The following is a 21,596-nucleotide window of genomic DNA, read 5'->3' as shown; positions in this document are numbered from 1 at the left end:
TAGCTTGGGGCGCGTGGCGACGATCTCAAGACGCCTGCCATCGGCCACGCCCCGCCCCGGGGATGGGCGCGACCACGCCCTTGTAGGAGCCCATCCTCATGGGCGACGGGGGCGTCGGGAGTCATAGAGCCGTCGCCTGTGCCGACCACCTCGGGTCCCGACAAGGATCGGCTCCTACAGAAGCGCGCAGGCCCGCCCCTTTGCGGGGGCGGGCCTGCGAATCCCGGCAGCGTGGGCCAGCGTGGCTCAGCCGCGTCCGCGCTTGGCGACCGGCGCGCGGCCGTCGCCGAGGAACTTGCGCGGATTGACCACGCGGCCGTTCTCCCACACCTCGAAGTGGACGTGGGCGCCGGTGGAGCGTCCGGTCGAGCCGGCCTTGGCCACCTGTTCGCCGGCGCGGACCAGGTCGCCGGCCTTCACGGTCAGGCGCGAGTTGTGCGCGTAGCGGGTGACGTAGCCGTTGCCGTGGTCGACCTCGATCGTCATGCCGTAGCCGCTGCGCGACCCGGCGAAGCTGACCACGCCGTCGGCCACCGACATGACCGCGTCGCCGACATTGGCGTCGAAGTCGATGCCCTTGTGGAACTGGCGGCCGCGACCGAACGGGTCGGCGCGGTTGCCGAAACTGGAGGTGATGTAGCTGCGGCGGACCGGCGAACGCACCGGCAGGGTGTTGTTCTCGAGCTGGCGGTCGAACAGCAGCGACTCCATCACGCCCAGCTGGCGGCCGGAGGTCTCGAACTGCTGCTGCACCTCGTCCAGGCCGGCGACCAGTTCGTCGCGCGGCATGTCGCGGGCGATGCCGGCGCCACCCTGGCCGGGCGTGCCCTGGAAGTCGAACTCGCCGTCTTCGAGCTGGCCCGCTTCGGTCAGGCGCTCACCGAGCGCGTTGAGGCGGTTGGCCTGGGCCTGCAATTCGCCCAGGCGCGCGGCCAGTGCGTTGATTTCCTGCTGCGACTGGCGCTTGACCTGCTCGAGCTCGCGCTGCTGGTCGGCCAGGCGCGCTTCGGTGTGCTGGGCGCTGGCGACGCCGATCGCCACGCCGACGCCGGTGCCCAGGACGACGCCGGTACCGAGCACCGCGGCCAGGGCGGCGGCGGGTCGCCGGGTGGCCAGCGCCTGCAGGCGCTCGACCAGTCCATTGGCGTGGTTACCACGCGGGTTTCTTACGATGAATTTATAGCTCATGCTTTCGGGTATGCCTGATTTGAAGCCCAACGCCCGCACGGCGGCCGTCCCGCGTCCCGCAGCCGAAGCGGCGTTGGCGGATGAAACTGGCGCCACCTTGCGCCGAGCCCTCTGGCTCGATGCGCTGGACCAGCAGTTGCGTCCCCTGCTGCCCCCCGGGCTGGCCGGCCATTGCAGGCTGGCCAACGTTTCCGGCGGACAACTCGTTTTTGTCACCGATTCCCCGGTCTGGCGGGCGCGGGTGCGCCTGGCAGAGGCCGAACTCCTCGATGCGGCCCGCTCCGTCGGGCTGAACCCCACCGCAGTCATCTGTAAAACGACTACCGGCCCGTTGCATCCGCCGCGACCGGCCAGTGCAACGCCCCCCCTGGTTTCAGCGACCGCCCGGCAAGCCGTCGGCGACGCATTGGCATCCCTGCGGGAATCCGATCCATCGGACTCCCCGGATTCCGGGACTCCAGCCCCGGGGTCTTGAACCGGTCCTGCAACGTAGTGTTTCGCCGTTGGAGGACAACCCGCGGGGCATCCTATCGTCACATCCCCCTCACGTCGTTAGCGAATCATTAAAGATTCGTTACGCGGAATACGGATCGCGGATGGGGTTCACGCTTCATGAAAGTCCCTGAAGCGCTGAAAACGTTCTCCGGACTGAATGCCCTGTTCAGGTTTGGAGGCATCGCCTGGACGATCCAGTGAAGCCGGTCCATGGTGAATCGGCAGCCGACAATGCTCCCCTGTAGGAGCCCATCTTCATGGGCGACACGGGCGTCGGAGGAGTAAGGGCGTCGCCTGTGTCGACGCGGCATCGGGTCGCCGATGAGGATCGGCTCCTACAGGCAGCGGCGTAGACCCTTGTAGGAGCCCATCTTCATGGGCGACACGGGCGTCGGAGGAGTAAGGGCGTCGCCTGTGTCGACGCGGCATCGGGTCGCCGATGAGGATCGGCTCCTACAGGCAGCGGCGTAGACCCTTGTAGGAGCCCATCTTCATGGGCGACACGGGCGTCGGAGAAGTGAGGGCGTCGCCTGTGTCGACGCGGCATCGGGTCGCCGATGAGGATCGGCTCCTACAACGGCGGGTTGGCGCGCGCCGGGAGCGGTCAGGCCAGCGCGGGCATGCCGTAGGCGAGCGGCGCCGGGGCGGCGACGTCTTCGAAGCTCACCTTTTCCCACGCGCTGGCGTCGGCCAGCAGGGCGCGGGCGAGCTTGTTGTTGAGCGCGTGGCCGGACTTGTAGCCCTCGTAGGCGCCCAGGATCGGACCGCCGACCAGGTACAGGTCGCCGATCGCATCGAGGATCTTGTGGCGCACGAACTCGTCGGCGTAGCGCAGGCCGTCCTCGTTGAGCACGCGGAATTCGTCCAGCACGATCGCGTTGTCCATCGAGCCGCCGAGGCCGAGGTTGAGCTCGCGCATGTACTCCAGGTCGCGCATGAAGCCGAAGGTGCGCGCGCGCGAGATCTCCTGGATGTAGGACGCGGTGGAGAACTCCAGGGTGTGGCGCGATTGCCTGGCCGGGATCATCGGATGGTCGAACTGGATGGTGAAATCCAGCCGGTAACCGTCGAACGGGCTGAAGCGGGCGACCTTGTCGCCGTCGCGCACTTCCACGTCCTTGAGGATGCGGATGAAGCGCTTGGGCGCGTCCTGCTCGGCGATGCCGGCCGACTGCAGCAGGAACACGAACGGACCGGACGAGCCGTCCATGATCGGCAGCTCGGCCGAGGACAGCTCCACGATCATGTTGTCCACGCCCAGGCCGGCGGCGGCGGACATCAGGTGCTCGACGGTCTGGATCTTGGCTTCGCCGCAGGTCAGCCCGGTGCACAGGGTGGTCTCGGTGACCAGGCCGGCGGCCGCGGGCACTTCCACCACCGGCTCCAGGTCGGTGCGCCGGAACACGATGCCGTGGTCGACCGGGGCCGGGCGCAGGGTCATGTAGACCTTGTTGCCGCTGTGCAGGCCCACGCCGGTGGCGCGGATCGTGTTCTTGAGGGTGCGCTGCCGGGTCATGGGGTCACCTGCGACGGGATATCCGTATGGGGTGTCGCGTGAAGTGCCTGAGAATATCACGCGTTTAGCTGAATCTTAACGGACTGCCAGGCACGCCCGGGACCGCATGACGCGCTTCCCGTAGGAGCCGATTCATCGGCGACCCGTGGGCACGGGCCGGGCGATGGCACCGGTAATCCAGGCGCCTCGGGTCGCCCATGAAGATGGGCTCCTACCCAAGACGGCACGCGCGGATCGGGCATGAAAACCTGCCGGGCCTGGCCGGCCCGGCAGCAAGGGACCACGGACACCGGGACTGCAGCGCGCCATGGCGGGCGCGCTCCGGGTCTTGCTTCGCCGCAGGCCGGCGAGCGCCGGCGGCGACACATCACGTCAATGTCCACGGGCCGGCCTCGCGGCCGGCGTCCGGTCAGTCCGCCTGGCGGCGCAGGAACGCCGGGATATCCAGGTAGTCGCTCGGCAGGTCGGCCGCCGCCGGGGCCGGCGACGACGGCGCGGCCGGCGCATTCGCCGGACCGCCGCGGCGCAGGCCGAGGCCACCGGTCGCCGTGGCGATCGGATCGGCGGCGAAGCCGTCGTCGATCGGCAGGCCGGTGGTGGCGTCGCGGACCAGCCGCACCGGCGCGCGCATCGGCTCGCGCGCGCTGAAGTCGGCGCGGCCGCCGCCGAACTCGCGCTCGCTGCCGCGCACCGGCTGGCGGGCCACTGCGCGGTTGAGGCCGGTGGCCACGACGGTCACGCGCACCTCGTCCTGCATGTCCGGGTCGAGCACGGTGCCGACCACCACGGTCGCGTCCTCGGAGGCGAAGCCCTCGACGGTGCGGCCGATCTCGTCGAACTCGGCCATGGTGAAGTCGGGGCCGGCGGTGATGTTGACCAGGATGCCGTTGGCGCCGGCCAGGTTGACGTCGTCCAGCAGCGGGTTCTGGATCGCCGACTCGGCCGCGGCCTGGGCACGGTCGTCGCCGCGCGCGGTGCCGGTGCCCATCATCGCCAGGCCCATCTCGGACATGACGGTGCGTACGTCGGCGAAGTCGACGTTGATCAGGCCCGGGCGCACGATCAGGTCGGCGATGCCCTGCACCGCGCCCTGCAGCACGTCGTTGGCGGCGCGGAACGCCTGCACCATGGTCGCGTTCCGGCCCAGGACCGTAATCAGCTTCTCGTTGGGGATCGTGATCAGCGAGTCGCAATGGGTCGACAGTTCCTCGATGCCCTTGAGCGCGACCTGCATGCGGCGGCGGCCCTCGAACGGGAACGGCTTGGTGACCACGGCCACGGTCAGGATGCCCATCTCCTTGGCCAGCTGGGCCACCACCGGCGCGGCGCCGGTGCCGGTGCCGCCGCCCATGCCGGCAGTGATGAACACCATGTCCGCGCCATCGAGCGCGGCGATGATCTGCTCGCGGTCCTCCAGCGCGGCCTGGCGGCCGACTTCCGGGTTGGCGCCCGCGCCCAGGCCCTTGGTGACGTTGCCGCCGAGCTGCAGCTGCATCTTCGCGCCGCAGTTCTTGATCGCCTGCGAGTCGGTGTTGGCGGTGATGAATTCCACGCCGTCGACGCTGCTGTTGACCATGTGCGCCACGGCATTGCCGCCGCCGCCGCCCACGCCGATGACCTTGATCACCGCGTTCGGAGCCATCTTCTCGATCAGTTCGAAATGTGCCATGTCCGTTGTCCTCGTTATTAAGTGCCGGCTTTCTGTGCTCCGGCGTTCTTGTCGGGTACTGCCTTGTCGCCTTTCGTCCCGCGGGTTCGCCCGCCTCTGTGCCGCCTCCAACACTCGTCCGCCGCCTCGTCCGCCTTTCCCGCCTGCCGCCGCCGGCCCCGCCGTCGACGACCGTCCTGTTCAGTGGGGCGCGCTCAGAACTCGCCCCGGTACCAGTTGCGCAGCTTCTTGAAAAAGTTGCCGGCGCGGCCGCTGGGCAGCGAAGGCCGGCGCGGATGCTCGATCTGGCTGCCCATCAGCAGCAGGCCGACGCCGGTGGCGTGCACCGGGTTGCCGACCACCTCGCCCAGGCCGCTGACGTGCTGCGGGATGCCGATGCGCACCGGCATGTGCAGCATTTCCTCGGCCAGCTCGATCACCCCTTCCATCTTCGAGGCGCCGCCGGTCAGGACCATGCCCGCGCGCACCAGCTCCTCGAACCCGGAGCGGCGCAACTCGGCCTGGACCATCTCGAAGATCTCCTCGTAGCGGCCCTGCACCGCCTGCGCCAGCGAGGCGCGCGGCATCCGACGCGGCGGCCGGTCGCCGACCGACGGCACCTGGATGCTCTCCTCGGCGGTGGCCAGCTGCGCCAGCGCGCAGGCGTAGCGCACCTTGATCTGCTCGGCCTCGGGCGTGGGGGTGCGCAGCATGTGCGCGATGTCGTTGGTGACGTGGTCGCCGGCGATCGGCAGCGATGCCGTGTGGCAGATCGCGCCCTGGATGAACACCGCGATGTCGGTGGTGCCCGCGCCCATGTCGACCAGGACCACGCCCAGCTCGCGCTCGTCGGCGGTGAGCACCGCGACGCTCGAGGCCAGCGAGGACAGGATCAGGTCGTCGACCTGCAGGCCGCAGCGCTGCACGCACTTGGTGATGTTCTGCGCCGCCGACTGCGCGCAGGTGACGAGGTGGGCGTGCACCTCCAGGCGCACGCCGGTCATGCCGACCGGGTTGCGGATGCCTTCCTGCGAGTCGTCGAGCACGTACTCGCGCGGGATCGCGTGCAGGATGCGCTGGTCGGCCGGGATCGCCACCGCCTTGGCCGCGTCCAGCACCCGGTCCAGGTCGGCCCAGGTCACCTCGCCGTCGCGGATCGGGACGATGCCCGGCGAGTTCTTGCACTGGACGTGGTTGCCGGAGATGGAAGCGTAGACCGAACGGATCTCGCAGCCGGCCATCAGTTCGGCCTCCTCCACCGCGCGCTGGATCGACTGCACGGTCGACTCGATGTCCACCACCACGCCGCGCTTGAGCCCGCGCGACTCGTGCGAGCCGATCCCGATCACCTCGATCGGGTTGCCCGGCGAGTACTCGCCCACCAGCGCCACGACCTTGGAGGTGCCGATGTCGAGCCCAACGATGAGGGACTTGTCGCCTTTGCGGTTCATGTACTGCTCGCCTGCTGTGATTGCGTATACGCGGCGCGGTTCAGCGCCGGGGAAGGGGAAGTCGCGGCCTTGGCGGGCGTGCCCCAGGCCAGGGTGAAGCCGTTGGTGTAGCGCAGGTCCGCGCGCTCGATGGTGCGCGCCTGCTGCGCCAGCAGCTGCGGCAGCACGCGGGCGAAGCGTTGCAGGCGCGCGCGCGCATCGTCGCGCCCGACCACCACCTCGATGCCGTTGTCCAGGGTCAACGACCAGCTTCCACGCGCATCCACGCCCAACCGCGCGATGCCGTAGCCGAGCGGTGCGAACAGCGCCCCCGCCTCGTTGTAGAGGCCGACCACCTCGGCGGCGCGGGCATCCGGGCCCGCGAGGTGCGGCATGCGGCCGGCGGCCAGGTCCTTCGGCAGCGGGAACAGCTGCCCGCGCTCGGACAGGAGCCGGTCCTCGCCCCAGAACGCGAAGGGCACGTGTTCGACTACCTGGATTTCCAGCACGTCCGGCCAGGCCTTGCGTACCTGCGCACGCTCGACCCACGGCAGCCGCTCGACCGCCTTCTGCGCCGCGTCGAGGTCGGCGGCGAAGTAGCCGCGGCTGGCATACGGCGCCACTGCCGCGCGCAGCTGTTCGGCCTGGACCCGCTCGAACTGGCCGGTCACGCGCAGGCGCGACAGCGGCCAGCGCTCGGCGCCGACCCAGCCGTTGAGCACGGCCACCACCGGCAGCGCGACCAGCGCCACTGCCAGGAGCCAGGCCAGGATGCGCAGCAACGCGTTCACCCGGCTGCACCTCCGGCCGGATCGTCGGCCACGGCCTGTTCCAGGATCCGCCAGCAAAGTTCTTCGAAGCCGATGCCGACCTGTTGCGCGGCCTTGGGGACCAGCGAATGGCTGGTCATGCCCGGCGCGGTGTTCACCTCGAGCAGGTACAGCGCGCCGCTGTCGCGATCGCGCATGACGTCCACCCGGCCCCAGCCGCTGCAGCCGGCGGCGCGGAACGCGGCCAGCGCGAGCGCGCCGATCTCCGCTTCGCCGGCCTCGTCCAGGCCCGGGCACAGGTACTGGGTGTCCTCGGCCACGTACTTGGCGTGGTAGTCGTACCACTGGCCCTTGGGCACGATCCGGATCGACGGCAGCGCCTTGTCGCCGAGGATGCCGACGGTGAGCTCGTCGCCGATCACCATCTGTTCCATCAGCAGTTCGCCGGGATAGCGCGCGGCCAGTTCGACCGCGGCGCCCAGGTCCGGATCGGCCAGCACGCGCGACACGCCGACGCTCGATCCTTCCGACGATGGCTTGACGATCACCGGCAGCCCCAGCTCGCGGGCGGCTGCCTGCACGCCACCGCCGCGCGCCAGGCGCGCGTAGCGTGGCGTCGGCAGTCCCAGCGACAGCCACACCTGCTTGGTCCGGATCTTGTCCATCGCCAGCGCCGAGCCGAGCACGCCCGAGCCGGTGTAGGGCACGCCCAGGGCCTCCATCAGGCCCTGCACGACGCCATCCTCGCCGCCGCCGCGCTGGCCGTGGAGGATATTGAAGACCCGGTCGAACTTCTTCGCCAGCAGGGCCTCCGCCAGTGCCGGGATGCCATCGACCGCATGCGCGTCGACGCCGTGCGCGCGCAGCGCCTCGAGCACGTTGCGGCCCGAATCCAGCGAGACCTCGCGCTCGGAGCTGGTGCCGCCCATGAGCACGGCCACCCGGCCGAACACGGTCGGATCGGTGAATCGCGGCGGCGGGAACGCAGCCATGCTCATGCCTGCTCCCCGCTGCCGGCGAAGCCGTCGGTGGCGATCCGGTGGGCGATGTAGCCGATGTCGCCGGCGCCCATCATCAGCAGCAGGTCGCCGTCGTGCAGCACGTCGGGCAGCACGTGGACCAGGTCGGCGACCTGCCCCACCACGACCGGCTCGCTGCGCCCGCGCGCGCGGATGGCGCGCGCCAGGGCGCGCGCATCGGCGCCCGGGATCGGCGCCTCGCCCGCGGGGTAGACCTCGCTCAGGACCAGCGCATCGGCCTCGGACAGCACCGCCGCGAACGCATCGAACTGGTCGCGGGTGCGCGAGTAGCGGTGCGGCTGGAACGCCACCACCAGGCGCCGCTCGGGCCAGCCGCCGCGCGCGGCCGCGAAGACCGCTGCCAGCTCCTTGGGATGGTGGCCGTAGTCGTCGACCACGCGCACCTTGGCGCCGGTGGCGGTGGCGACCTCGCCCAGGTCGTTGAAGCGCCGGCCGATGCCGGCGAACTTCTCCAGCGCCGCGGCGATGTTGGCCGGCGACACGCCCAGCTGCCAGGCCACGGCGGCGGCGGCCAGTGCGTTGAGCACGTTGTGCCGGCCCGGCAGGGCCAGGGTCACCGGCACGGTCGCGCCTTCCGGCAGGCGCAGGGTGAAGCGCATGCGCGGGCCGTCCTGGAGGATGTCGTCCGCGCGCACGTCGGCGTTCTCGGCGGTGCCGTAGGTCATCACGTGGCGCGGCGTGTGCGCGGCCAGGGCGGCGACTTCCGGGTCGTCGATGCACAGCACGGCCAGGCCGTAGAACGGCAGTCGCTGCAGGAACTCGGCGAACGCCGACTGCAGGCGGGCGAAGTCGCCGCCGTAGTTCTCCAGGTGGTCGGCGTCGATGTTGGTGATGACCGCGATCAGCGGGTTCAGGCGTAGGAAGCTGCCATCGCTCTCGTCGGCCTCGGCGACCAGCCATTGCCCGCCGCCGAGCTTGGCGTTGGCGCCGGCGGCCAGCAGCTGGCCGCCGATCACGAACGTCGGATCCAGCCCGCCTTCGCTGAGCACCGCCGCGGTCAGGCTGGTGGTGGTGGTCTTGCCGTGCGTGCCGGCGACGGCGATGCCGCGGCGGAAGCGCATCAGCTCGGCCAGCATCGCCGCGCGCGGCACGATCGGGATGCGCTGGCTGCGCGCCTCCATCAGCTCCGGGTTGTCCTCGCGGATCGCGCTGGAGACCACCACACAGTCGGTACCGAGGACGTTGGCCGCCGAATGGCCGCGGATCACACGCGCCCCCAGCCGCGCCAGGCGGCGGGTGGCGGCGTTGTCGGCGGTGTCGGAGCCGGACACCTCGTAGCCGAGCGTCAGCATCACCTCGGCGATGCCGCTCATGCCGGTGCCGCCGATGCCGACGAAATGCACGCGAGGGAAGGCGCGCACCAGGTCGTCGGTGTCGTGCAGGCGGCGGATCATGCGGAAACTCCAGGAGACTTGTCGGACGGAAGCGATTCTTCGAGGACCACGTCGGCGATGCGCGCGGCGGCATCGGGCCGGGCCAGCGCGCGCGCCGCGCGCGCCATCGCCAGGCGCCGGGCCGGATCGGCGAGCAGGTCGCGCAGCAGCGGCTGCAGGTTGGCGGCCAGCTGCGCGTCCTGCCTGAGCAGCAGCGCGGCGCCGTTGTCGACCAGGTACTCGGCGTTTCGGGTCTGGTGGTCGTCGACCGCGGCGGCGAACGGCACCAGCACGCTGCCGATCCCCACGGCGCACAGTTCCGCCAGGGTCGAAGCGCCGGCGCGGCACACCACCAGGTCGGCCCATGCGTAGGCGGCGGCCATGTCGTCGATGAAGGCTTCCACGCGCGCCTGCACGCCGGCGTCGGCGTAGGCGCGCTCGGCCTCGGCGCGCAGCTTCTCGCCGCACTGGTGGCGCACCTCGACGGCCGCCCCACCCAGCTTGGCCAGCGCCACCGGCACAGCCTCGTTGAGGGCGCGGGCGCCCTGGCTGCCGCCCAGCACGAGCAGGCGCAACGCGCCTTCGCGGCCGGCCAGGCGCTGCTCGGGCGGCGCGATGGCCGCGATCTGGGCGCGCACCGGGTTGCCGGCGACTTCTTCCCTGGCGAAGCTGCCGGGGAACCCGCTGAGCGTGCGCCGCGCCAGCCGGTACAGTACCCGGTTGGTCATGCCCGGCGCGCGGTTCTGCTCATGCACGAGCAACGGCAACCCCGACATCCAGGCGGCCAGCCCGCCGGGACCGGAGGCGAAGCCGCCGAACCCGATCACCGCGCGCGGACGGCGCCGGCGCAGCACCGCGCGCGCGGCGTTGACCGCCTTGAGCAGGCGGAACGGCGCGGCCAGCAGGGTCAGCTTGCCCTTGCCGCGCACGCCGGCCACCGGCAGCGTGTCGATCTCGATCCCGTGCTGCGGCACCAGCCGCGTTTCCATCGCGCCGGTCGCCCCCAGCCATACCACCGGCACGCCGCGCTCGCGCAGCACCTGCGCCACCGCCAGCGCCGGGAAGATGTGGCCACCGGTGCCGCCGGCCATCACCACGACCGGCCGATCCTGTTGATTGCCCGCACACGGATGTGCGGGCTTCTGCAAGGGACTCGCATGAATGCCGCTCATGCGAACCCCCCGAGGGTCGGCTCGACGCGCGAAGTGCCGCGTCCGCGCAGCGCAGCGGCGGCCGGATGCGCGGCCGCCGCGGGCGCCGGGGACGATGCCGATGCCGCGCGCCCGGGCGACGGGAATGCGCGCGCCGGCGCTTCGGCCGGCGCGTCGCCACCGGCCGTCGCCTGCGGCGAACCTTCCTGGCGCACCGCGCGCTGGCGCTCGGCACGATCCAGTTCGTAGGACACGCGCAGCAGCAGGCCGATGGCCACGCAGGTCATCATCACGCTCGAACCGCCAGACGAGACCAGCGGCAGGGTCAGGCCCTTGGTCGGCAGCATGCCCAGGTTCACGCCGATGGAAACGAAGCTCTGCATGCCGATCCACAGCGCGATGCCGAAGGCGATGTAGCCGGCGAAGTGGCGCCGCATCTCCACGCACTTCAGCCCCAGGTACAGCGCGCGGCCGACCAGCAGGGCGTACAGGGCGACCACCACGCAAACGCCGGCGAAGCCCAGCTCCTCGGCGATGACCGAAAAGATGAAGTCGGTATGCGCCTCGGGCAGGTAGTTGAGCTTCTGCACCGATGCACCCAGGCCGACGCCGAACCATTCGCCGCGGCCGACAGCCATCAGTGCGTTGCTGAGCTGGTAGCCCGAGCCGAGCTGGTCGGCCCACGGGTCCAGGAACGAGGTGATCCGGCGCATGCGGTACGGCTCGAAGATGGCCAGCGCCGCCAGCGCCGGCAACCCGATCACGATCGGCAGCGACATCCGCGGCAGGTTGACCCCGCCCAGCACCAGCATGCCGGCGGTGATCGCCAGCAGCAGCGTGGCCGAGCCGAAGTCGGGCTGGGCCAGCAGCATGCCCACCAGCAGCACGGCCACGCCCAACGGCTTGAGCATCGCCGCCCAGGTCGCGGTGACGTCGTCGCGGAAGCGGACCAGGTAGCTGGCCAGCCAGACGATGTAGATCACCTTCACCGCCTCGACCACCTGGAAGCGGGAGATGCCCAGCTCGATCCAGCGCCGCGCGCCATTGACGCTCACGCCCAGCCCCGGCAGCCAGGGCAGCAGCAGCAGGACGAAGCAGCCCAGCAGCAGCAGCTGGTTGTACTTTTCCACCGTCTTCAGTTCGGTGCGCATGGCCACTGCCGCCAGCGCGATGCCGACGCCGAGGAACAGCACGTGCCGCACCAGGTAATGGAACGGCCCCACGCCCAGGTTCTCGCCGATCGCCACCGAGGCCGAGCCGACCATGACCACGCCCAGGCAGGCGAGCGCCAGCGCCGCGCCGGTCAGCCACGGGTCGAAGCGGCCGCCGATGGCCTCCAACCGGGTCGCCTGGCGCGAGAGGTCGTTCATCAGCGCACCTTCAACGTGGCCAGGCCGACGAGGACCAGGACCACCGAGATGATCCAGAAGCGGACGATCACGCGCGGCTCGGGCCAGCCCTTCAGTTCGAAGTGGTGGTGGATCGGCGCCATCCGGAACACGCGCTTGCCGGTGAGCTTGAACGAGGCCACCTGGATCATCACCGACAGGGTCTCGATGACGAAGATGCCGCCCATGATCACCAGCACCAGCTCCTGGCGCACGATCACCGCGATGGTGCCCAGCACCGCGCCCAGCGCCAGCGCGCCGATGTCGCCCATGAACACCATCGCCGGGTAGGTGTTGAACCACAGGAAGCCCAGCCCCGCGCCGGCGATGGCCGCGCAGATGATGGTCAGCTCGCCTGCGCCCGGCACCTGCGGGATCTGCAGGTAGTTGGAGAAGACGGCATTACCCGAGGCGTAGGCGAACACGCCCAGTGCGCAGGCCACCAGCACGGTGGGCATGATCGCCAGCCCGTCCAGGCCGTCGGTCAGGTTGACCGCGTTGGAGAAGCCGACGATCCAGAAGTAGGCGATGGCCACGAAGCCAATGCCGGCCAGCGGCAGCGCGATCGACTTGAAGAACGGCACGTAGAAGGTGGTGGCCGCCGGCACGTCGGCGTACAGCCACAGGTACAGGCCGGCAGCCAGGCCGAAGATCGACTGCAGCAGGTACTTCCAGCGCGACTTCAGGCCGTTGGGATCGCGCTTGACGATCTTGATCCAGTCGTCGTACCAGCCGATCGCTCCGAAGGCCAGCATCACCAGCAGCACGGTCCACACGTACTTGTTGCGCAGGTCGCCCCACAGCAGCACCGAGGCCAGCACCGTGATCAGGATCATCGCCCCGCCCATGGTCGGGGTGCCGGCCTTGGAGAAGTGCGACTGCGGCCCGTCCTTGCGGATCGGCTGGCCGCCCTTGAGCTGGCCCAGGCGACGGATCACCGCCGGCCCCCACCACAGCGAGAGGAACAGCGCGGTCAACGCGGCCAGGATGCCGCGGAAGGTCAGGTACGCGAACAGGCCGAAGAAGTTCTCCAGTCCCTGCAGCCAGCGCGCCAGTTCAAGCAACATTCGCAGCGTCCCCTTGCGCCAGCAGCGCGGTCACGATCCTGTCCATCGCGCTTCCGCGCGACCCCTTCACCAGCACGCGCAACCCATGGCCGGCGCTTCCGGCGGCCGAGACCGGCATGCGCGCCCGCAGGTCGGCGTTCAGGGCCGCGGCCAGCGCCTCGTGCGTATCGAAATGGCGGCCTCCGTCGCCGAAGGCGCGGGCGGCGGCGGCGCTAAGCGTGCCCAGTGCATAGAGCCGGGCCAGGCGGGAGTCGCGCGCGCGCGCGCCGGCGTCGGCGTGCAGGGCCTCGGCCTCCGGCCCCAGTTCGCGCATGTCGCCCAGCACCAGCCAGGCTTCATCGCCCGAGGCGGCCAGCGCGTCGATGGCCGCCGCCACCGAGCCGGGGTTGGCGTTGTAGCTGTCGTCGATCAGCAGGGCCCCGCCAGGCAGCACGTGCGCCACCTGACGGCCCGGCACCGGCTGCGCGTCGGCGAGGCCCGCGGCGATGTGTTCGAGCGGAACCTCGCAGGCCAACGCGATCGCGGCGGCGGCCAGCGCGTTGCGCACGTTGTGGCGGCCCGGCAACGCCAGCGACACTTCGACCTGTCCCTGCGGGGTGGCCAGCACGAAGCGGCTGCCCTGGCCGGTGGCCACGATGTCGCGCGCGGTGACCTCGGCGCTGGCCTCCAGGCCAAAGCGCAGGACCCGCCGGCCGCTGTCGCCGGCTCTGATGACCTGTTGCTCGAACCAGCTGCCGAAGGCGTCGTCGGCGTTGACCACCGCCACGCCGCCGCCGCCAAGCGCCGCGTAGATGGCGCCCTTGGTCTCGGCCACGCCGAGCAGGCTGCCCATCCGCTCCAGGTGCGCGGCGGCGATGTTGTTGACCAGGGCGACGTCCGGACGCGCAACCGCGGTCAGGTAGGCGATGTCGCCGGGCTTGCCCGCGCCCATTTCGTAGATCGCGAAATCGGCGTCCTCGGGCGCGTCGATCACAGCCAGCGGCAGGCCGATCTCGTTGTTGCGGTTGCCCGGGTTGGCGTAGGCCTCGCCGGCCCGCTGCAGGATCGCCAGCACCAGCGTCTTGACGCTGGTCTTGCCGTTGCTGCCCGTGATCGCCACGACCCGCGCGCGACGGCCGCGCTGCATGCCGGCGGCGATGCGCGCCAGCGCGCGCTCGCTGTCCTCGACCAGCACCTGCGGCAACGGCGGCTCCAGTTCCAGCAGGCGCTCGACGAGCAGCGCCGACGCCCCGCGCATCGCGGCATCGGCGGCGAAGTCGTGCCCGTCGAAACGTTCGCCGCGCAGGGCCACGTACAGGCTGCCGGGACGCAGCTGGCGGGTGTCATGGCTCACCGCATCGATCGCGACGTCGTCGCCGTGCAGTTCGCCGCCGGCCCAGTGCGCGATCAGCGAGAGCGGAAGGCGGTTCATGGCTGTCCCTCCGCATCCTGCGGCCGCAACCGTGCATCCGTGCGCGCCGAGCCGCGCGCCTCGAGAGCCTGGCGGGCCACGTCGGTATCGTCGAACGGATGGCGCACGCCGGCCACCTCCTGGTAGGGCTCATGGCCCTTGCCGGCGACCAGGACGATGTCGTCCGCGCCGGCCGAGGCGATGGCCAGGGCGATTGCCTGCGCGCGGTCGCGCTGCACGGTGACCGCGCCAGGCGCGGTGAAGCCGGCGACGATGTCGGCGACGATCGCGTCGCCGTCCTCCCCCCGCGGATTGTCGTCGGTGACGATCACCACGTCGGCCTCGGCCTCGGCGATCTGCGCCATCTGCGGGCGCTTGCCGCGATCACGCTCGCCGCCGCAGCCGAACACGCAGAACAACCGGGCGGCGGCGTGCCGGCGCAGGCTGGTCAGCGCCTGGGCCAGCGCGTCGGGGGTGTGCGCGTAGTCGACCACCACCAGCGGCCGCACGCCGTCGCCGCCGAGCCGGTTCATGCGCCCGGCAACCGGCTGCAGCTGCGACAGGGTCGCGGCGATCGTGGCCGGGCCGTCGCCCAGCGCGAACAACACGCCGGCGACGGCCATCAGGTTGTCGACGTTGAAGCGGCCCAGCAGCGGCGACCTCACCGGATGCGCCTCGCCATCGAAGACCAGGTCGAAGGCCAGGCCGCGGTTGTCGAAGCGCAGCGACTCGGCGCGCAACGCCGCGCCAGCCTGGCCCCGGGAACTGACCCCGAAGGCGCGCACGTCGGCCGGCAGGCTGTGGATCAGGGTGCGGCCGAAGGCGTCGTCCAGGTTCAGCACCGCCGCCTTCAGGCCCGGCCGCGCGAACAGCCGCGCCTTCGCCGCGCCATAGCTGTCCATGTCGCCGTGGTAGTCGAGGTGGTCGCGGGTGAGGTTGGTGAACACCGCCACGTCGTAGTGCACGCCGTCCACCCGGCCCTGCTCGAGCGCGTGCGAGCTCACTTCCATCGCCACCGCCTGCACCCCGGCGTCGCGCAGTTCGCCGAGCAGCGCATGCATGCGCAGCACCAGCGGGGTGGTGAAACCGGTGGGCTGGACCTGGCCATGGCGGCCGGCTCCCAGGGTGCCGATGCTGCCGCTGTCCAGGCCGCGCAGGTGCCAGGCCTGGGCCAGCAGCTGCACGGTGGAGGTCTTGCCGTTGGTGCCGGTGACGCCGACCATCGTCATCGCGTGCGACGGGTGGCCGTGGAACAGGTCGCCCATCGTGCCCAGCCGCGAGCGCAGCCCGGGCACGGCGATGGCGCCGGCCGGCGCCGGGTACTCGCCGGGTGCCGGCGGCTCGAACAGGATCGCCGCGGCGCCGGCCTCGGCCGCCTGGGCGGCGAATGCCAGACCGTGGGTGCCGAAGCCGGCGATGGCCACGAAGGCGTCGCCGCGCCTGATCTCGCGGCTGTCCATCACCAGGCCGGAAACGTCGATGTCGCGCGGCAGCGCGACGTCGGGCAGCAGGCGCGACAGCGGCATCGAACGCGTCATCGATGGCCCCCGCCGCCGGCCCCCGCCTCGCCCATGGGCGGCGGGATGGTCAGGTCGTCTTCGACGGATTCCTCCAGCGCCTGCGGCAGCTGCGGGATCGCCGCCTGCCGCTTGGCCTCGCCGCGCGCCTGCGCGGCCAGCCAGGTTTCGATGTCGTCCGGCGGCACGTCCATCAGCCGCAAGGCATCCTCCATCACGCTGCGGAACACCGGCGCCGACACCAGGCCAGCGAAGTAGGAGCCGGCCTGCGGATCGTTGATCACCACCACCGTGGCGAAGCGCGGATTGGTCGCCGGCACCAGGCCGGCGAAGGTGGTGGTGTAGCGCCGCGCATAGCCGCCGGCCGAAGCCTGGCGGGCGGTGCCGGTCTTGCCGGCGACGTGGTAGCCGAGGATCGCGGCCTGGGTCGCGGTGCCGCCCGGCTCGGTGACCGTCTGCATCATCCGCAGCACCTGATCGGCAACTTCCGGCTTGACCGCCTGGCGCGACTCGTTGATCTGGCCCTTGACGAAGGTCGGCTGGGTCAGCCGGCCATGGTTGCCCAGCGCGGCATAGGCCTGCGCGATCTGCAACGGCGTCGCCGACAGGCCGTAGCCGTAGGCCATGGTCGCCTTGGTCAGTCCATCCCAGCGTGCCGGCTCGCGCAGCGAGCCGACCGCCTCGCCCGGGAAGCCGCTGTTGGGCGCGCTGCCGTAGCCGAAGCCCTTGATGAATTCGTAGAAGTACTGGTTCGGCAGCGGCTCGGCCAGTTTCACCGCGCCCAGGTTCGAGCTCTTGGTGATGATGCCGGTGACGTCGAGCACACCGTAGTTGTGGTGGTCGCGGATGGTGTAGCGGCCGAGCGCCATGTAACCGGGATTGGTGTCGAAGCGTGTGGAGGCGGTCACCCGGCCGGCGTTGAGCGCCGCGGCAACCGTGATCGGCTTCATCGTCGAGCCCGGTTCGATCAGGTCCGTGACCGCACGGTTGCGATGGGTGTCCTGGCCGCCGCCGGTGACCGCGTTGGGGTTGTAGCTGGGCAGGTTGACCATGGCCAGCACCTCGCCGGTGGCCACGTCCAGCACCACGGCCGAACCGCTGCTGGCCTTGGTCGCGGTCAGCGCGTTGCGCAGCTCGCGATAGGCCAGGAACTGGATCCGGCGGTCGATGCTCAGGGTCAGGTCCTTGCCCGGCTCGGCGGCGCGGACCAGGTCGATGTTCTCGACGATGCGGCCGTGCCGGTCGCGGATCACGCGCTTGCTGCCGGGCTTGCCGCGCAGCCACTCGTCGAACGCCAGCTCCAGTCCCTCCTGGCCGCGGTCGTCGATGTTGGTGAAGCCCAGCACGTGCGCCATTGCCTCGCCCTGGGGGTAGAAGCGGCGGAACTCGCGCTGCGAGAACACGCCCGGCACGTTGTGGGCGAGGATCGCCTTGGCCTCGTCGGGGTTGATCCGGCGCTTGAGGTAGACGAACTCCTTGTCCGCGCGCTGGGACAGGCGGCGGGCCAGCTCTTCCTCGGCCACGCCCAGCGCGCGTGCCAGTTCCGGCAGACGTTCCGGGTGCCGCATCAGCTCCTGCGGATTGCCCCACACCGATTCCACCGGGGTGGACACCGCCAGCGGCTCGCCGTTGCGGTCGGTGATCATGCCGCGCGAGGTCGGGATCGGGATTTCGCGGACGAAGCGCGCCTCGCCCTGGCGCTGGTAGAAATCGGCGTTGACCAGCTGCACGTAGGCGGCGCGACCGACCAGCGCCACCGAGCACAGGCCCAAGGTGGCGCCGACCAGCAGCATGCGGCCTCGCAGGTTGAAGCTGCTGCGGTTGCGGCTGGGGCGGTTCATTGCCGCACCACCACGATGTCTTCGGCTTCGGGGAACTTCATCCCCAGCCGTTCGCGCGCCACCTGGTCGATGCGGTTGGCCTGCGCCCAGGTCGCCTGCTCCAGCTGCAGGCGGCCGAATTCGATGTTCAGCTCGTCGCGCTCGCGTTCGCGCTTGGTCAGCTCGACGAACAGTTGGCGGTGGCGGTAGCGCTCGTACGCCACCGTGATCCCGCTGCCGACGATGGCGACCAGCAGCACGCCTAGCAGGACGCGGCTCATGCGCGCCCCTCCGCCTGCGGCAGCTTCTCGGCCACCCGCAGCACCGCGCTGCGCGCGCGCGGGTTGGCCGCCAGCTCGGCGGCCTCGGCGCGGATCGCGCCGCCGCCCACGTCGGCCAGCACCGGCACGAAGGCCTGCGCCACCGGCAACCGGCGGTTGGCCGGCGGCGCCTTGGCGTGGCGCGCGATGAACTGCTTGACGATGCGGTCTTCCAGCGAATGGAAGCTGATCACCGCCAGGCGGCCGCCCGGGCGCAGCGCCGCCAGCGCCGCGTCCAGGCCGGCTTCCAGGTCGGCCAGTTCGCGGTTGATGTGGATGCGGATGGCCTGGAAGCTGCGCGTGGCCGGGTTGCTCTTGTCCTTGCCGCGCGGCACGACCGAATTGATCAGCTCGGCCAGCTCGGCGGTGCGTGCCAGCGGCTGTTGGGCGCGACGGGCGACGATCGCCCGGGCGATGCGGCGGCTCTGCTTCTCCTCGCCGTAGGTCCACAGTACGTCGGCGATCTCGCGCTCGTCGGCGCGGGCCAGCCATTGCGCGGCGCTCTCGCCGGACTCCGGGTCCATGCGCATGTCCAGCGGGCCGTCCTTGCCGAACGAGAAGCCACGCTCGGCCACGTCCAGCTGCGGCGAGGACACCCCGAGGTCGAACAGCACGCCGTCGAGCCCGCGCGCCTGCTCCCAGCCGCCGAGCGAAGCGAAGCTGCCGCGGCGGATCGACACGCGCGCGTCGCCGCCGAACGTCCGTCCGGCCTCCGCGATCGCTTCGGGATCCTTGTCCATCAGCAGCAGCCGGCCTCCCGGGCCGAGTCGTTCCAGCACTCCGCGCGCATGCCCGCCGCGCCCGAAGGTGCCGTCCAGGTAGCGTCCGTCCTCGACCACACGCAAACCGTCCATGACCTGCGCGTACAGCACCGGCAGGTGCGCCGCCGGCGCCGACGGGTCCGCGGGGTGGCCGGGCTGCGCGGTGGTGCGCATCCGGTCCCCCGCCATCACAACTTCAGGTCGAGCATGTGCTCGCTCAGATCGTCGTCGGACAGGGTCCGGCGGATCTGCGCGTGATGCGCCTGCTCGCTCCACAGTTCGAACTTGTCGCCCATGCCCAGCAGGACGGCCTTCTTCTCGATGCCCACCGCGCTGCGATGGCTGGCCGGGATGCCGATCCGGCCGTTGCCGTCCAGCTCCACCGGCGTGGCCGCGCCCACCAGCTTCAGCTGCAGGCTGCGGTGGGCGGCGCGGGTGCTGGGCAGCGCGTTGACCGCATCGCGCACCCGCTCCCACTCCTCGAACGGGTACAGGTAGAGCGAGCCGGCCTCGAACGGGTTGTAGGCGATGACCAGCCGGTTGCCGCATTCACGCGCGACGGCATCGCGGTAGGCCGTGGGAATGGCCACCCGCCCCTTGTCGTCCACAGTGATGGCGGTCTCGCCCTGGAACACGTTCGCTGCTGCCCGACCCCGTTCTGGGATGCCATTCAATCACGGAAAACCACAGAAATCCCGGTTTCCCCACGAATGTCCACCTTAGGAGTCACCAACAGGGTTGTCAACAGGATTCGAAGGAAAAAATCGCCTGTCGCGTCAATGAGTTGCAGCGATGTTCACAGACAAGTTCAAGGGTTTTCCACAAGTCGCTGTTTAGTCTCAAATTTTGAGATTTGGCGCTTGTGAAGGCCTTGTGAGTTGCGCGAAAAACGCGTCGCGCCGGGCCGCCTTCCCGGGCAACCCGGCGCTGCGTATTCATCGAAAGGTGCGCCGTGTGGCGCGACCGCGGCGCTCCGCCCGGGCGGGCGGAGCGCGAACAGAGGTGGCGGAGCCGGCCGGTAAGCCGGGTTCTGTCGTGGACAGTCATTCCTCTAGGCGCAACGTCACCGTTACGCTCGAGCAGCCTACCCGGACCCGACGCGGGCGACGTCATGGGGTCCCTATTTGGCCTTGCTCCCGGTGGGGTTTGCCGTGCCGGCCTGTTGCCAGGCTCGCGGTGCGCTCTTACCGCACCATTTCACCCTTGCCACGCATTCCGGAGAACCGTTCGGCGGTATCTTTCTGTTGCACTTTCCGTCGGCTCGCGCCGCCCAGGCGTTACCTGGCACCGTGCCCTGTGGAGCCCGGACTTTCCTCGGCACTCCCGAAGAAGTGACGCGACTGTCTGGCCGACTCCGCCTTGGGCATTCTACGGCTTCGGCGATGAATACCCCAGAATCCGACCGCGGGGATGCAGGACCGGGAGTCGCCCCGACCCATCGTCAGCGTCGCTCAGGGAAAGCGGGAAAGCGGAGCATCGGGCCTTCGGGGGCCGCCATGCCCTGGGGGTGGGGCGCATCCCTCGGGACGACATCCTGTCTTTACTCGGGTCGTGGCACATCCATGTGCCACTTGCGCCCCACCCCCAGGGCATGGCGTCCTCGGGAGGCGTCAAGGGCGCTGCTTCTCTCCACTCCGGGAACCAGGGTCGCGCCGCGGCATGAAGCGACACGATCGGAGCCGCGACCTGGAAGCTCCCGAAGACGTGGCGGGCCGAGGGGGATTGCGGGAGTGGCCATGGATGGCCACGCCGGCGAGTCGGCACAGGGATGTGCCGTCGAGGCGGCCGCAATCCCCCTCGGGTCGCCACGGCTCCATCAGAAGCCAACCACACGTACGCAGTTGCGGTTGCGGCGCTGCGGCTCCTGAAGCGCGACCGCCGCCGGCGGCTCAATCGTCCGAGCCCGCACCATAGAGCGCCTTGCGCGGCGCGCCGGTGATCTCGGCCGCGAGCTTGGCAGCGGTCGACGGCGGCAGCTGCCTGGCCAGGATCGCGTGGACGCGGCGGCCTTCGGCCAGCTTCGCGTCGGCGTCCTCGCCCACGCCCTGCACGACCAGGACGAACTCGCCCTTGCGCTGGTCGGCATCGGCCGCCACCCGCGCATGCAGGTCGGCCAGGGTGCCGTCGAGCACCGTTTCGAACAGCTTGGTGAGCTCCCGCGCCAGCACCGCCGGCCGGTCATCGCCGAACGCGGCACGCAGGTCCGCCAGCGACTCCTCGATCCGGTGCGAAGACTCGTAGAACACCAGCGTGCGCGGTTCGCCGGCCAGCGCCGCCAGCCGTTCGCGCCGGGCCGACGCCTTCGCCGGCAGGAAGCCCTCGAAGGTGAAGCGGTCGCTCGGCAGGCCGGCCACGCTCAGCGCCGCGACCAGCGCCGACGGCCCCGGCACCGGGCTGACCTTCACCCCGGCCGCGCGCGCGGCGCGGACCAGGCGATAACCCGGATCGCTGACCAGCGGGGTCCCGGCATCGCTGACCAGGGCCAGCGCCTCCCCACCCAGCAGGCGCGCGACCAGGCGTTCGGCCAGCTGCTGCTCGTTGTGTTCGTGCAGGGCCAGCAACGGCGTGCCGATGCCGAAGTGCGCCAGCAACTGGCCGCTGCGCCGGGTGTCCTCGGCACAGACCGCGGCGACCTCCCGCAGGACCTGCTGGGCGCGCGGCGACAGGTCGCCGAGGTTGCCGATGGGCGTGGCGACGACATGCAGGGTGGCGGCGGGCATCA

Annotated in this window: 18 protein-coding genes and 1 other RNA gene; 1 reads left to right on the top strand and 18 read right to left on the bottom strand. The window is 70.7% G+C overall.

Translation table 11 applies throughout. The annotated features are described in order from the left end of the window. Positions 1-246 precede the first annotated feature (246 nt). Complete coding sequence (locus ABKA19_RS05390; protein ID WP_353687988.1) at positions 247-1,188, bottom strand: M23 family metallopeptidase; 942 nt, start codon at positions 1,186-1,188, stop codon at positions 247-249. Between ABKA19_RS05390 and ABKA19_RS05385 the strand changes: the two genes are divergently transcribed. Next, the gene (locus ABKA19_RS05385) at positions 1,187-1,663 is read left to right on the top strand and encodes a DciA family protein (RefSeq protein ID WP_502945705.1); all 477 of its coding nucleotides are present in this window, start codon (positions 1,187-1,189) and stop codon (positions 1,661-1,663) included. The two genes, ABKA19_RS05390 and ABKA19_RS05385, sit on opposite strands and share 2 nt — an antisense overlap. Before the next feature lie 624 nt (positions 1,664-2,287). Here the strand turns inward: ABKA19_RS05385 and lpxC are convergent. The 17 genes from lpxC to rsmI all read right to left on the bottom strand — a co-directional run bounded on the left by lpxC (position 2,288) and on the right by rsmI (position 21,594). Then, on the bottom strand, positions 2,288-3,199 hold the full coding sequence (lpxC, locus tag ABKA19_RS05380; RefSeq protein WP_162376195.1) for a UDP-3-O-acyl-N-acetylglucosamine deacetylase: 912 nt from the start codon (positions 3,197-3,199) through the stop codon (positions 2,288-2,290). A gap of 409 nt (positions 3,200-3,608) precedes the next feature. Next, positions 3,609-4,868 carry a cell division protein FtsZ gene (gene ftsZ / locus ABKA19_RS05375; protein WP_353687987.1) on the bottom strand — a complete coding sequence of 420 codons (1,260 nt, stop codon included), beginning with the start codon at positions 4,866-4,868 and terminating at the stop codon, positions 3,609-3,611. Between the two features lie 194 nt (positions 4,869-5,062). Then, positions 5,063-6,298, bottom strand: a complete 1,236-nt coding sequence (gene ftsA, locus ABKA19_RS05370) for a cell division protein FtsA (RefSeq protein WP_162376197.1) — start codon at positions 6,296-6,298, stop codon at positions 5,063-5,065. Next, positions 6,295-7,068 carry a cell division protein FtsQ/DivIB gene (locus tag ABKA19_RS05365; RefSeq protein ID WP_353687986.1) on the bottom strand — a complete coding sequence of 258 codons (774 nt, stop codon included), beginning with the start codon at positions 7,066-7,068 and terminating at the stop codon, positions 6,295-6,297. The genes ftsA and ABKA19_RS05365 overlap by 4 nt, the downstream gene beginning before the upstream one ends. After that, positions 7,065-8,045 carry a D-alanine--D-alanine ligase gene (locus tag ABKA19_RS05360; RefSeq protein WP_353687985.1) on the bottom strand — a complete coding sequence of 327 codons (981 nt, stop codon included), beginning with the start codon at positions 8,043-8,045 and terminating at the stop codon, positions 7,065-7,067. Before ABKA19_RS05360 ends, ABKA19_RS05365 begins: the two co-directional genes overlap by 4 nt. Beyond that, on the bottom strand, positions 8,042-9,481 hold the full coding sequence (murC, locus tag ABKA19_RS05355) for a UDP-N-acetylmuramate--L-alanine ligase (protein WP_353687984.1): 1,440 nt from the start codon (positions 9,479-9,481) through the stop codon (positions 8,042-8,044). Before murC ends, ABKA19_RS05360 begins: the two co-directional genes overlap by 4 nt. Continuing rightward, positions 9,478-10,551 (bottom strand): undecaprenyldiphospho-muramoylpentapeptide beta-N-acetylglucosaminyltransferase, encoded by a 1,074-nt coding sequence (gene murG, locus ABKA19_RS05350; RefSeq protein ID WP_502945704.1) that lies wholly within the window; start codon positions 10,549-10,551, stop codon positions 9,478-9,480. Before murG ends, murC begins: the two co-directional genes overlap by 4 nt. Positions 10,552-10,628: 77 nt before the next feature. After that, the gene (ftsW, locus tag ABKA19_RS05345; protein WP_353687982.1) at positions 10,629-11,981 is read right to left on the bottom strand and encodes a putative lipid II flippase FtsW; all 1,353 of its coding nucleotides are present in this window, start codon (positions 11,979-11,981) and stop codon (positions 10,629-10,631) included. Beyond that, complete coding sequence (mraY, locus tag ABKA19_RS05340) at positions 11,981-13,066, bottom strand: phospho-N-acetylmuramoyl-pentapeptide-transferase (RefSeq protein WP_353687981.1); 1,086 nt, start codon at positions 13,064-13,066, stop codon at positions 11,981-11,983. The genes ftsW and mraY overlap by 1 nt, the downstream gene beginning before the upstream one ends. After that, a complete protein-coding gene (locus ABKA19_RS05335) occupies positions 13,056-14,477 on the bottom strand; it encodes a UDP-N-acetylmuramoyl-tripeptide--D-alanyl-D-alanine ligase (protein WP_353687980.1) in 1,422 nt (473 codons plus the stop codon). The genes mraY and ABKA19_RS05335 overlap by 11 nt, the downstream gene beginning before the upstream one ends. Further along, a complete protein-coding gene (locus tag ABKA19_RS05330) occupies positions 14,474-15,994 on the bottom strand; it encodes a UDP-N-acetylmuramoyl-L-alanyl-D-glutamate--2,6-diaminopimelate ligase (RefSeq protein WP_353687979.1) in 1,521 nt (506 codons plus the stop codon). The genes ABKA19_RS05335 and ABKA19_RS05330 overlap by 4 nt, the downstream gene beginning before the upstream one ends. Further along, positions 15,991-17,814, bottom strand: a complete 1,824-nt coding sequence (locus ABKA19_RS05325; RefSeq protein WP_353687978.1) for a peptidoglycan D,D-transpeptidase FtsI family protein — start codon at positions 17,812-17,814, stop codon at positions 15,991-15,993. The genes ABKA19_RS05330 and ABKA19_RS05325 overlap by 4 nt, the downstream gene beginning before the upstream one ends. Continuing rightward, positions 17,811-18,074, bottom strand: a complete 264-nt coding sequence (ftsL, locus tag ABKA19_RS05320) for a cell division protein FtsL (protein WP_353687977.1) — start codon at positions 18,072-18,074, stop codon at positions 17,811-17,813. Before ftsL ends, ABKA19_RS05325 begins: the two co-directional genes overlap by 4 nt. Further along, complete coding sequence (gene rsmH / locus ABKA19_RS05315) at positions 18,071-19,048, bottom strand: 16S rRNA (cytosine(1402)-N(4))-methyltransferase RsmH (RefSeq protein ID WP_353687976.1); 978 nt, start codon at positions 19,046-19,048, stop codon at positions 18,071-18,073. The genes ftsL and rsmH overlap by 4 nt, the downstream gene beginning before the upstream one ends. Positions 19,049-19,062: 14 nt before the next feature. Continuing rightward, entirely contained in the window at positions 19,063-19,509 is a 447-nt protein-coding gene (mraZ, locus tag ABKA19_RS05310; RefSeq protein WP_353687975.1) for a division/cell wall cluster transcriptional repressor MraZ, read from the bottom strand. Positions 19,510-19,877: 368 nt separating this feature from the next. After that, positions 19,878-20,230, bottom strand: an RNA gene (gene rnpB, locus ABKA19_RS05305) — RNase P RNA component class A. 533 nt (positions 20,231-20,763) lie between these two features. Next, complete coding sequence (rsmI, locus tag ABKA19_RS05300; RefSeq protein WP_353687974.1) at positions 20,764-21,594, bottom strand: 16S rRNA (cytidine(1402)-2'-O)-methyltransferase; 831 nt, start codon at positions 21,592-21,594, stop codon at positions 20,764-20,766. Positions 21,595-21,596: the final 2 nt, after the last annotated feature.

The organism is Pseudoxanthomonas sp. Soil82 (assembly GCF_040446535.1).
In the GTDB taxonomy this organism is placed as follows: Bacteria; Pseudomonadota; Gammaproteobacteria; order Xanthomonadales; family Xanthomonadaceae; genus Pseudoxanthomonas; species Pseudoxanthomonas kaohsiungensis.
The sequence above is the reverse complement of the archived record's forward strand: the minus strand, read 5'-3'. Positions and strand labels throughout refer to the sequence as shown.